This is a genomic window from Klebsiella sp. RHBSTW-00484, assembly GCF_013705725.1.
GTDB lineage: Bacteria > Pseudomonadota > Gammaproteobacteria > Enterobacterales > Enterobacteriaceae > Klebsiella.
On record NZ_CP055481.1, the window covers coordinates 6,188,324 to 6,200,778 of the forward strand.

At 53.3% G+C, this 12,455-nt stretch carries 9 protein-coding genes and 2 pseudogenes; 5 read left to right on the forward strand and 6 right to left on the reverse strand.

What is annotated here, in order from left to right:
* Window positions 1-13: 13 nt before the first annotated feature.
* From HV213_RS29100 to HV213_RS29125, 6 genes and pseudogenes are all read right to left on the reverse strand, one after another.
* A complete protein-coding gene (locus HV213_RS29100) occupies window positions 14-856 on the reverse strand; it encodes a class II fructose-bisphosphate aldolase (protein ID WP_181484250.1) in 843 nt (280 codons plus the stop codon).
* Complete coding sequence (locus HV213_RS29105; RefSeq protein WP_181484251.1) at window positions 843-2,210, reverse strand: PTS sugar transporter subunit IIC; 1,368 nt, start codon at window positions 2,208-2,210, stop codon at window positions 843-845. The genes HV213_RS29100 and HV213_RS29105 overlap by 14 nt, the downstream gene beginning before the upstream one ends.
* Window positions 2,203-2,517 carry a PTS sugar transporter subunit IIB gene (locus HV213_RS29110; protein WP_181484252.1) on the reverse strand — a complete coding sequence of 105 codons (315 nt, stop codon included), beginning with the start codon at window positions 2,515-2,517 and terminating at the stop codon, window positions 2,203-2,205. The genes HV213_RS29105 and HV213_RS29110 overlap by 8 nt, the downstream gene beginning before the upstream one ends.
* Window positions 2,518-2,528: 11 nt before the next feature.
* A pseudogene (locus HV213_RS29115) lies at window positions 2,529-3,020 on the reverse strand (6-phosphofructokinase); the annotation flags it as partial.
* Between the two features lie 16 nt (window positions 3,021-3,036).
* A protein-coding gene (locus tag HV213_RS29120) for an IS1 family transposase (protein WP_223335778.1) occupies window positions 3,037-3,734 on the reverse strand; the annotation gives its coding sequence in 2 pieces (ribosomal slippage) (window positions 3,037-3,485 and window positions 3,485-3,734; 699 coding nt in all).
* Window positions 3,735-3,790: 56 nt separating this feature from the next.
* A pseudogene (locus HV213_RS29125) lies at window positions 3,791-4,285 on the reverse strand (6-phosphofructokinase); the annotation flags it as partial.
* 483 nt (window positions 4,286-4,768) lie between these two features.
* Here HV213_RS29125 and HV213_RS29130 point away from each other — a divergent pair.
* The 5 genes from HV213_RS29130 (at window position 4,769) to HV213_RS29150 (ending at window position 12,386) form a co-directional block, all read left to right on the forward strand.
* On the forward strand, window positions 4,769-5,215 hold the full coding sequence (locus HV213_RS29130) for a PTS fructose transporter subunit IIA (RefSeq protein ID WP_142512745.1): 447 nt from the start codon (window positions 4,769-4,771) through the stop codon (window positions 5,213-5,215).
* Between the two features lie 10 nt (window positions 5,216-5,225).
* On the forward strand, window positions 5,226-6,671 hold the full coding sequence (locus HV213_RS29135; protein WP_142514954.1) for a PTS fructose-like transporter subunit IIBC: 1,446 nt from the start codon (window positions 5,226-5,228) through the stop codon (window positions 6,669-6,671).
* Complete coding sequence (locus HV213_RS29140; RefSeq protein WP_181484253.1) at window positions 6,661-7,773, forward strand: aminopeptidase; 1,113 nt, start codon at window positions 6,661-6,663, stop codon at window positions 7,771-7,773. The genes HV213_RS29135 and HV213_RS29140 overlap by 11 nt, the downstream gene beginning before the upstream one ends.
* An 82-nt stretch (window positions 7,774-7,855) precedes the next feature.
* The gene (locus HV213_RS29145) at window positions 7,856-9,601 is read left to right on the forward strand and encodes a putative frv operon regulatory protein (RefSeq protein ID WP_181484254.1); all 1,746 of its coding nucleotides are present in this window, start codon (window positions 7,856-7,858) and stop codon (window positions 9,599-9,601) included.
* Between the two features lie 181 nt (window positions 9,602-9,782).
* Complete coding sequence (locus tag HV213_RS29150) at window positions 9,783-12,386, forward strand: sigma 54-interacting transcriptional regulator (protein ID WP_181484255.1); 2,604 nt, start codon at window positions 9,783-9,785, stop codon at window positions 12,384-12,386.
* The last annotated feature ends 69 nt before the right edge of the window (window positions 12,387-12,455 follow it).

Consider the following 12,455-nt stretch of genomic DNA (forward strand, 5'->3'; position numbering starts at 1 on the left):
AAATAATGAAGTCTTATTTAAACAGGGCGATTTTTTCCATTAATACATTGGTGACTGCATTATTCGCTGGAATTAAAAACTTGCGCACGCTGTCATTCACTTTGCCTTTTTCAAAGGTGGTTTTGCATTGATCGACCCACTGGACGTTCATTTCCGTGCCGACATTCACTTTATTGATGCCCTCGGTGACGGCCAGACGCATATCCTCATCGCTGACGCCGGTACCGCCATGGAGCACTAACGGCACGCCGGTTGCGGCGCTAATCTCTTGCAGTCGCTGATGCTGGATCTGCGCCTTGCCGGTATACAGACCATGCACCGTTCCCACGGAGACCGCCAGCATGTCGACCTGCGTTTCATCCACAAAACGTTTCGCGTCTTCCACCGTGGTAAAGCAGATATCTTCCGCAGCAACCGCTTTACCATCTTCTGAGCCGCCGATAGCCCCCAGTTCGCCTTCAACGGTGATATTCCGCGGACGCGCCATCTCCACCACAATTCGCGTATTGCCGATGTTTTCTTCCAGCCCCAGGTGCGAACCGTCGTACATCACCGATGAAAAACCGGCGTCCATTGCCGTTTCGATCGCGCTAATATCAGAGCAGTGATCCAGATGCAGGCAGGTCGGCACATTTTCACTCTCCGCCAGCGAACAGACCGCGTCGACCAGTAAGCGATAGCCCAGATATTCCGCCGTCCCGGTCGAGATTTGAATCATTAACGGGCTATTACTCTTTTGCGCCGCTTTAAAAAAAGCGGGCAGCATTTCAATACAGTGCAAATTAAACGATCCAATCGCTTTAAATTTTCTTTCCTGCGCAATTTTCAGAATATCGTTGAAATTATACAGACTCATGAGCATTTTCCCCTTTCGGCTTCGCTGATTTACCGTTTACGAACCATGCCAGTGCGGCAACAAAAACAATGAATAAGGCGACAAACAACCAGTTATTCTGGAAGGCATGACCCAATACCAGACCGGAACTGATCACATCAGAATCGCTAAAAGTGACGCCAGTAAAGCCGTAGCTTTCGAGCATCGGTACCAGAATCGCAGGCAGGAAGGTGATAAACAGGCCGTGAACCACGCCGCCAATCATCGCCCCACGGCGGCCGCCCAGCGCATTACCAAACACGCCCGCCGTACCGCCAGCAAAGAAGTTGGTTAACAGACCGGGCAGAATCATCGCCAGGCCGAACAGCGGGAACACCAGCATGCCGATAATGGAGCCGACTGTGGTCGCCAGGAAGCCGACGATCACGGCGTTAGGCGCATAGGGAAACAGAACCGGGCAATCCAGCGCGGGCTTGGCGTCCGGAACAATACGCATTGCGATACCGCGAAATGCCGGAACCAGTTCATTAAGCAGTAAGCGAACACCGCTGTAGAGCACGAAGACGCCCGCCACGAACTGAATGGACTGCATAAAGGCGTACATCAGGTAATTAATACCGTTGGAGAACTGGCCAATATATTCCGGGCCCGCCGCGACCGCCGGGATGAGATACATCGGCACCATCACCACCGCCATCGCGAGGTAGGTGTCCTGGAGAAACTTAAAGTTGTCCGGTAATTCAAGGTCTTCCGTTGAGCGGGAACCTTTACCCACCACTTTGGCCACCGCCGCCTGTACCAGATAACCAATGGTGCAGAAGTGCCCCAGCGCCACGTCGTCAGAACCGGTAATGCGCCTGACCACCGGCTGTGCCAGCGCGGGCATCAGTACCGCCATAATGCCGCCAAAGATGCCGCCGGTCAGGATCAGCGGGAATCCGGTCAGTCCGGCTTTATAGCCAATCACCGCGCCAATGGTCGCCATCCACAGCAATGCCTGACCGGTCAGGAAGATATATTTCAGCGGCGTCAGGCGGGCGATAATAATGTTGACGGCAAAGATCACCAGCAGCGTCAGCGCCACTTCCGAGCCTAATTCACGGTTAGCTAACCCGGCGATAGCGGCAACGTCGGTAATATAGCCTTTCATGCCGAATCCCTGAGTGAAAATATCGTTCAGGAACGTGAGCGTGGCGACAATAATGTTAATCCCGGCCATCATGATTAAAAAGCCGAGCAAGGTTTTAAACGTTCCTTCTGCCGTTTTACCCGGTGATTTTTTTTGCAGGATCAGGCCCAGCATCGCAATAAAGGCGATTAATATCGATGCCTGACCGAGCAAATCTTTGACGATAAACTCTACAAAGCTATTCATAGTCCGCTACCTTCAGGTTACGTTCTTTTAAGAATGCGACGATCTTGGCCTCAACTTCGTCTTTATCCGTCAGTTTATGCAGCACCACCACGCGTTTAATTTCCTCCTCGCTAGCATCCGCCGTTAATATATCGGCGAAAGTTTTTTGCGTGAGAATCATATCGGATTTAAACGCTCCGGCTTCGGAAACGGTGGTATGTTCAATATGCGCCGGAATTTCCAGTTTCTTTAAAACCGCTTTCGTCGTCATTTCGATGGCAAAGCTTGAACCGAGGCCGCAGCCACATACGCAAAGAATTTTCAGCATGTAGGGTCTCCTCAAATTATATTGAGTTGTTTGGCAAGTTTATAATGGTGTCCTTCGGTATCTACCAGACGTTTTTTCATACTGACTAAATCAATTGGAATAGGTTTATTACTTGAATTAATTATGATGGCTTTATTTTTCATCCCTGACTGAATGCAGCGAACGACTTCACTGGCCATAATCGTACCCTGATAAATCTCTTCACAGGTCGGGTCACCGTTACGTAAACCGTAGCCCACAATGGTTTTACGAATACGCACGCCAATTTGCGGTTCAAGCTGCTTAATCATGGTATCAATAGCCCCCTGGAATCCGGGGGAATACTCCCTGGTGTAGCCTTCAGAGCACAGGATCACGACGCTATTCTGCTTTGCCAGTTTCTGCTTCACCCGCTCGGCAAGCGCAGCCAGCGGCATCTGCGATTCCGGGATCAGGGCGATATCCGCGTTACATTTAATCGCCGATTGCAACGTTAACTCTCCACAATAACCTCCTAGTATTTCGGGTAATGACTCCAACTTAATGATAGTGTTTTATGTTCAGATAATGCCCGATGACCTTGTCATGCAGCTCCACCGATTTTGAGAACGACAGTGACTTCCGTCCCAGCCTTGCCAGATGTTGTCTCAGATTCAGGTTATGTCGCTCAATGCGCTGAGTGTAACGCTTGCTGATAACGTGCAGCTTTCCCTTCAGGCGGGATTCATACAGCGGCCAGCCATCCGTCATCCATACCACGACCTCAAAGGCCGACAGCAGGCTCAGAAGACGCTCCAGTGTGGCCAGAGTGCGTTCACCGAATACGTGCGCCACAACCGTCTTCCGGAGCCTGTCATACGCGTAAAACAGCCAGCGCTGGCGCGATTTAGCCCCGACGTATCCCCACTGTTCGTCCATTTCCGCGCAGACGATGACGTCACTGCCCGGCTGTATGCGCGAGGTTACCGACTGCGGCCTGAGTTTTTTAAATGGCGGAAAATCGTGTTGAGGCCAACGCCCATAATGCGGGCGGTTGCCCGGCATCCAACGCCATTCATGGCCATATCAATGATTTTCTGGTGCGTACCGGGTTGAGAAGCGGTGTAAGTGAACTGCAGTTGCCATGTTTTACGGCAGTGAGAGCAGAGATAGCGCTGATGTCCGGCGGTGCTTTTGCCGTTACGCACCACCCCGTCAGTAGCTGAACAGGAGGGACAGCTGATAGAAACAGAAGCCACTGGAGCACCTCAAAAACACCATCATACACTAAATCAGTAAGTTGGCAGCATCACCGTATTTCGACCATAAATACCCGACCAGGCAATGCTCTGCCGGTATTTCTTAAGCGGGAAACTTCTTTAATAATCTGCTCACAGGCGGTAGAGAAACCAATGGTATAATCGCTACCGTACACATCGTTATCAATCGTCATCCCGACGCCAAAACAGTTAATATCAAACTCACTTAACGTATTGAGAAACTGCAGGCTACCGTCGCCGCCGGCCATAATCAGCACATCAACGCGCAGTGACTTAATTTTTTTAGCAATCGTTTCATATTCACTACGAAGCAATTTACGACTGGTGCGTCCGGAGGTAATAATCGGAATAGCCGCAATCGAAAAATCAACCAGATCGCGCCAGGCAACTTCTTGATAATTTTTATCCAACAGCCCAGGTATTCCGCCATTAAAAATGGTGATCTCAGCATTCGCCATTTTGGCAATCTGGAATATAAAATTATTAATTCCAGAAACATCCCCACCGCTGATAACAATGCCAATTTTCATTGCCTGCCCCCGCCGTTTTCTCTGCCAACATTTTTCCCTGACTTCAAGACTGCTATTTGCAATAGAGATCACAATATGCCGATAATTTTGCTCCAGCCTAATATTGACAACCGCTTTATTACGCTATTTTTTGTGATCAACATCTCTTTTATAAAGTGAGATCGGCTTAACAGTTAACTTTTTATTTTGTTTAAGATCATTAAGTTACTTAGCCCGATAATTCCCTGTATGGGTTGCATGTTTTTACCCGGCAATCCCGCTTTTGCGGAAAGAGAGAAATGTGATAAATAGCGCATTTTTTTCCTCGGAAAGGTTCACAGCACGTTTTTCCGCTAACCCGCACGAACTAGAATTGTGTGCTTGCGCACAAAGCCCACTCGCGCTTACTGGGCAAAATGTCACTGCGCGCTGACATATTGCCGCTCATCTCTTCGCCGTCCCGACGTTAAAATCGTATTCATTCAGTTTTAACGGAGTCTCACCATGGCAGCCCTTACAGCGAACTGCATTGACCTGAATATTCAGGGCAATAGCGTTTATTCCATCCTCAAGCAGCTGGCGGATATGGCCTTTCATAACGGCTACGTCAGCGACCGTAATCAGTTTTTGCAAACGCTGCTGCTGCGCGAAAAGCTGCACTCCACTGGTTTTGGTTCGGGCATCGCCGTTCCTCACGGCAAAAACGCCTGCGTGAAGCAGCCTTTCGTCCTGTTCGCGCGTAAATCCGCCAACGTCGACTGGAAGGCCAGCGACGGCGAAGACGTCAACTGCTGGATCTGCCTCGGCGTGCCGCAGGCCGGTGAGGACGACCAGGTCAAAATCATCGGCACCCTGTGTCGCAAAATTATCCATCAGGATTTTATCAACCAGCTGAAACAGGGCGACGCCGACCAGGTGCTGGCGCTGTTAAATCAGACCTTAACCTCATAAGGAAGCGGCTATGGAGTCATCCTTGCGTTTAGTGGCGATCACCAACTGCCCCGCCGGTATCGCCCACACTTACATGGTGGCGGAAGCGCTGGAGCAAAAAGCGCGTTCGCTCGGCCATACCATAAAAGTTGAAACCCAAGGTTCAAGCGGCGTCGAAAACCGCCTGACCAATGAAGAGATTGCCGCTGCGGATTACGTGATTCTGGCGACAGGACGCGGCTTAAGCGCTGATGATCGCGCACGCTTTGCCGGTAAGAAGGTTTATGAGATCGCCATTTCCCAGGCGTTGAAAAATATCGACCAGATCTTTACCCAGTTGCCCTCTCATTCGCAGCTTTTTGCCGCCGATAGCGGCGTCAAGCTGGGCAAACAGGATGTACAGCAGGGTAGCGTGATGAGCCACCTGATGGCGGGAGTTTCCGCCGCGCTGCCGTTTGTTATCGGCGGCGGTATTCTGGTCGCCATCGCCAATATGCTGGTGCAGTTCGGTTTGCCATATACCGACATGTCGAAAGGCGCGCCGTCGTTTACCTGGGTCGTCGAATCTATCGGCTATCTCGGCTTCACCTTTATGATCCCAATCATGGGCGCGTACATCGCCTGGTCGATTGGCGATAAACCGGCGTTCGCCCCGGCGTTTCTGGTGTGCTATCTGGCGAACGATAAAGGGCTGCTGGGTACGCAGTCCGGCGCGGGATTTCTCGGCGCGGTAGTGCTGGGGCTGGCAATCGGCTACTTCGTGTTATGGTTTCGCAAGGTACGTCTCGGCAAGGCGCTTCAGCCGCTGCTCGGCTCAATGCTGATCCCGTTCGTCACTCTACTGGTGTTTGGCGTGCTGACGTACTACGTCGTCGGCCCGGTGATGTCCGATATCATGGGCGGCCTGTTGCACTTCCTGAACACCATTCCGCCATCCATGAAAATGGGCGCAGCTTTCCTTGTTGGCGCGATGCTGGCGTTCGACATGGGCGGACCGATCAACAAAACCGCGTGGTTCTTCTGCTTCTCGCTGCTGGAAAAACATATCTATGACTGGTACGCCATCGTTGGCGTGGTGGCGCTGATGCCGCCCGTCGCCGCAGGTATCGCCACCTATATCGCGCCGAAGCTGTTTACACAGCAGGAGAAGGCCGCCGCCAGCAGCGCGATTGTGGTCGGCGCAACCGTCGCTACCGAACCGGCAATTCCTTACGCGCTGGCCGCCCCACTGCCGATGATTACCGCCAATACGCTCTCCGGCGGCATTACCGGGATGCTGGTGATCGCCTTCGGAATCAAACGTCTGGCGCCGGGTTTAGGTATCTTTGACCCGCTGATCGGCCTGATGTCGCCTGTAGGTTCATTTTATCTGGTGCTGGCGATTGGCCTGGCGCTAAACATTTCGCTAATCATCATTCTGAAAGGATTGTGGCTCAAACGTAAAGCCGCGCAGCAGGAGCTTGTCCATGAACATTGAGTTACTACAACAGTTATGCGAAGCCAGCGCCGTCAGCGGTGATGAACAGGAAGTTCGTTTGATTTTGATCGACACGCTGGAACCCTGCGTGGATGAGATCACTTTTGACGGCCTCGGCAGCTTTGTCGCCCGCAAAGGGACGCGCGGGCCGAAAGTCGCCATCGTCGGGCATATGGATGAAGTGGGCTTTATGGTGACGCATATCGACGAGAGCGGTTTTATCCGTTTCACCACCATTGGCGGGTGGTGGAACCAGTCGATGCTCAATCACCGGGTGACCGTGCGCAGCCGCGCAGGGGTAAAAATCCCCGGCGTGATTGGCTCCGTAGCACCGCACGCCCTGACGGAAAAGCAGAAACAGCAGCCGCTGTCGTTTGACGAGATGTTCATCGATATTGGCGCGAGCAGCCGCGAAGAGGTGGAAAAACGCGGCATTGCGATCGGCGATTTCATCAGTCCGGAAGCGAACTTTTCCCGCTGGGGCGACGATAAAGTCGTCGGCAAAACACTGGATAACCGCGTCGGCTGCGCCCTGATGGCGGAGCTTTTACAAGCGGTGGATAACCCGGAAATCACGCTGTATGGCGTTGGCAGCGTGGAAGAAGAGGTCGGGCTGCGCGGGGCGCAAACCTCGGCGGAGCATATCAAACCCGACGTGGTTATCGTACTGGATACTGCGGTGGCGGGCGACGTGCCCGGCATCGACAGCATCAAATATCCGCTGAAGCTCGGCGACGGGCCGGGGCTGATGCTGTTTGATAAGCGCTATTTCCCTAACCAGCAGTTGGTCGCCGCCTTAAAACAGAGCGCCGGAGACAGCGGCGCCCCATTGCAGTTCTGCACCATGAAAACCGGGGCAACGGACGGTGGACGCTACAATGTGATGGGCGGCGGTCGTCCGGTGGCTGCGCTGTGCCTGCCGACCCGCTATCTGCACGCCAATAGCGGCATGGTTTCGGCAAAAGATTATGACGCACTGTTTACCCTGGTGCGCGAGCTGCTGGCCTCGCTGACGGCGGATAAGGTCAAAGCCTTCACTGACTTTCGCCAGGTGAGCCATACACAAACTCATTCGAGTTGCATCAAGGCGGCAAATGAATGAATCCCTGGGAGCGTACAAGTAGTACGTGACTAGGGTGAGTGAATGCAGCTAACGCAGAAGCAGCTTGAAGGAGGAAGTGTATATGCTATCGGAACGCCAGTTAAAGGTCGCGGAGATTCTCGAACAGCAGCCCTGCTTGCTGGGCGAACTGGCGCGACAAACTGGCGTGTCGAGCCGCACGATCCTGCGCGATATTGATTACCTCAACTTTACCTTCAGCGGTAAGGCCCGCATTCACCCCGGCGGCGGTGCGGGCTACCAGCTGGATATTGTCGACCGGCGCGGCTATTTCCAGCTTTTACAACGTCATGATAATGATGACCGGTTGCTGGCGATATTACTGCTTAACCCATTTACCACCCGCGTGCAGCTCGCCGCGACGCTGAATTTACCGGAAACCTGGGTCGCCGACAGGTTGCCGCGCCTGAAGCAGCGCTACGAACGCGCGTTCAGCATCGCAAGCCGCCCCGGCGTCGGGCACTTTATTGATGAGCCTGAAGACAAGCGCATTATCCTGCTGGCGAATCTGCTGAAAAAAGATCCGCTGTTGATTCCCCTGCCGGGCATAACGCGCGAGAACATCGAGCAGCTTCAGCAGGCCTGTGAAAATCTGCACGCTTTTGCGCTGGTTTCCGGAGAGTATCTCGCAAGCGTAGTGCTTGCCGTTTATGCCCTGCGCAACCAGCTCACCGCCGCCTGGCCTGAGTGTCAGCATAGTGCGCTTAACAATGCGGTGGAGCTGGCGGGAATTTATCTCGGTGACAAGGCGTTTAGCACGCTGGTTGGGCTGCTGGAAATGCAACAACAGCATACCGCTGCGATTTCCGAAGAGGGCGTCGTGTCGCTGCTAAAATCGCTACCCGGCGTCACCCCGCTGAATATTATCGACGAACAGCTAGTCGAAAATATTACCGGTCACCTCCTGCGCTGCGTCGCCGCCCCGGTATGGATCCCGGAACATCGACAGGGCAGCATGAACAACCTGAAGGCCGCCTGGCCCGCCGCCTTCGACATGAGCCTGCGCTTTATCGCCCGACTTCGCGAACAGTTGGATATTCCTCTGTTCGACAGCGACCTGATTGGGCTTTATTTTGCCTGTGCTCTGGAACGGCATCAGAACGAACGCCAGCCGATTATTTTGCTCTCCGATCAGAACGCCATCGCCACCATTAACCAGCAGGCGATTGAGCGGGATGTGCTGAATTGCCGGGTGATTATTGCGCGCAGCGCGGGCGAAGTAAGCGCCATCAGCGAAGAGGTCACTCCGCTATTAATCATCAACAATAGTCACTATCTGCTTGATGATGCTTTAAAAAATGTTCTTACTATCAAAAACATTATCACCGCAGCCGGTACCGAGCAGATTAAAAACTTCCTCGCCACGGCCTTTATCCGCCAGCAGCCTGAGCGTTTCTTTTCACAGCAGGGCAGCTTCCATTACCCCAATACGGCGGGCGAAAGCTGGCAGGAGATTATCGGCCGAATTTGCGGACAGCTTGTCGCGCAGGGTCATATCACCGAAGACGAGGCACTGCGCATCTGCGCCAGGGAGCATGAGGGCGAAAACCTGATTGTGAATCGCCTGGCGATCCCCCACTGTTGGAGCGAGCAGGAGCGCCGCTTTCGCGGCTTCTTTATCACCCTCGCGCGCCCCATGCAGGTCAATAACGAGCCGGTCAGCCATGTGCTCATCGCCTGCGCCGCCGCCGACGCGCGCCACGAGTTAAAAATATTCAGCTATTTATCCAGCGTGCTGTGCCGTCATCCGGCGGACACTATTGCGGGACTGGCGGGGTATGAAGCATTTATTGCGCTGCTCAGGGAGTAAAGCTCCGCCGATTTGTTTTCCACCACAGAAAATGTGTGGCGATCTCCATCACACTCTAATCAAAACATGGTTTCATTTTTAACCCATGGCGTGGAAAGTATTCAGTGTCTAATGAAAACCGTAGTGTCTAGTGTCTAAATTAAATCGACGCTATTTTCTACTCTATGCGGAACACTGAAAAATGGCGCTGTCGGCGAAAGAAAAGTTATTTCACAAAATACTCACCCATTATGCGCAGAAACCCGCAGGTTTCACGGCTCAGGACTGCGCTGACTTTATGCAGGTTAACCGCAGCGTCATCAGTCATTACCTCAACAGGCTGTGCGATGACGGCCATCTGAGTAAAGAAAATACCCGCCCGGTTCGCTTCTTTGTGCAGCAAAATGGCGTAAAAAACGCGCAGGCGTCTCGCATAGTGTCGAAAAAGCACGACGCCTTTCAGCAGTTGATCGGCGCACAGGGAAGCCTGGCGGAAGCAATCGCGCTTTGCCGCTCGGCGGTGGATTATCCCGGCGACGGTCTGCCTGTCCTGCTCTCCGGGGAAAGCGGCGTCGGTAAGAGCCATCTGGCGGCGCTGATTTATCAATATGCCATCGAGCGCAACGTCATTGCGGCGGATAAGCCGTTCGTTGAACTGAACTGTGCCGACTACGCCAATAACCCGGAGCTGCTTTCGGCAACGCTTTTCGGCTATACGCGCGGTGCGTTCACCGGGGCTGACCGCGAAAAGCGTGGGGCCTTTGATGATGCGGATGGCGGGTTTCTGTTTCTCGATGAGGTCCATCGACTGTCAGCTGAGAACCAGGAGAAGCTGTTTCTGTTTATGGACAAAGGCTATTTCTATCGTCTCGGCGATAACCGCACGCGCCATCCGGCGTCGCTGCGCTTTATTTTCGCCACCACGGAGAATATCGACACCGTCCTGCTCAACACCTTCCGCCGCCGAATTCCGGTGCGCGTGACGCTGCCCAACTATATTTCGCGCCCGCTCACCGAGCGCGTCGCTCAGGTTAGCCATTTTTTGCATCAGGAAGCGCTCAGCCTGCGCCGGGATATTCATCTCGATAATCCGCTCATGCATCAACTGGTAACCTCGCCGGTGCGCGGCAATATCGGCGAGCTAAAAAATCAGATCAAAGTCATGTGCGCCAGCGCCTGGAGCGATAATCGCGAGACCTCCGTGATTACGCTACGCGGCCCCTCGTCCGGCGGCGAAATAATCAGAATTACCGCTAACCCTGATGATGATGCGCTTAATGTCAGCCAATTGCTGCCAAAAGCGATGCACGATGCGGTTATTTTTCGCGACTTTTGCCATAGCGGTAACGTGCTGTTGCTGAATCGCAAAATGGAACAGCTGCTGACCACGGTCAGCGGCGCGGTTGCCGCCGAGTCGCTGTATAGCGGCTATATCTGGCAGAATACCGCTCATGCGTTGAACGAGCTGGAGAGCCTGACCGGTATCAGCTGTAGCCAGGAGATCCGCAAAGCCGTCTGGCTCTGCGTCAGCTATGCGCTGCATCCTTCTCAGGAGGCGGTCAACGCGAACGAGCTACAGACGATTTCTGACTATGTTTCCGCGAAGGCGCGCCTGCTGGCGGAAGAGTGCCTCGCCTTGCTGAACAAACACGTCACCCACCAGCCGCTGCCCCTCTTGCTGCCGCTGTTAAGCTGCGCTTTTCATACCCTGGCCGGTGAAGACGACCCCATTCAGGGCATTATCGTTTCCCACGGTCGCGCCACCGCATCGAGTATTGCCGGTATCGCCAATCAGTTGACCGGCGGCTACTACTTTAAAGCCTTCGATATGGCCAACGCGACCTCCACCAGAGAAATCATCGACCTGCTGATTGCCCACGTCTCGCGCCTCAAACAAGGGGGCGGGCTGATTATCCTGGTGGATATGGGGTCACTAAAAGAGATCTACGAAGAAATTAAGCTTCACCTGCATGGTGAACTGTTGGTTATCAACAACGTCAGCACCGCTATGGCGCTGGATATTGCCGCCAAAATTCAGGACAAACTGTCGATGGAGGCGATTATTGAGAGCGCCAAAGGGGCGTATGAGGTTGAAACCCGCTACTACGCTGGGATCTTGCCGGGGAATAAAATCATTATCTCCTGCATCTCCGGCGAAGGGATCTCCCGCAAGCTGAAAGATATCGTCCAGCGATTTCTGGCGCAGGAGGAGATCGACATCATTACGATGGAGTATGACGATCTGAAGTGGAAAATCGCCCACGCCGACCCGGCACTAAACGGCACCCGGCTTATCATCACGACCACCGATCTGGAAGCGGGCTATATTCCGCTGCTAAGCGTAGAGCAGTTAATTAAAGAAAAGACGCTGGTGTTAAAGCGCGACTACTTCAACGGGCTGCTGATGGAAGGCGGTCTGGAGCCGATGATTGATGAAGTCGTGAAGCTGTTTACCGTCGAAGGCGTCGCCAGCCGTCTCAACTTCCTCAATCCGGTGGTGATTATTGATGAAGTTGAAGCGGTGATTAAACAGTATGAATCCTTCTACAAAATCCATTTTGAAAGCTACCTGCGCATCAATCTGTTTATGCATATCGCGCTGATGATTGAGCGGGTAATGGTCAATAACGGCGTGCGCCATCGCGAAGAGGCGGAGCTGACGCTGGATCAGCAGGCGTTTGTCGCCGTCCACGACACCTTTTTCCAGGCGCTGAACCGTAAATACAATATCACCCTGCCGCTCACCGAAGTGCTGATGATCTATGAAATCATGGAGCCATGGATCGCCTTTGACCCCATCAATTAACCTCCCGCCGCCAGCTTCGGCTGGCCCCATCGACACTGGTTATCCCGCCCATTTCAACACTGAAATTAG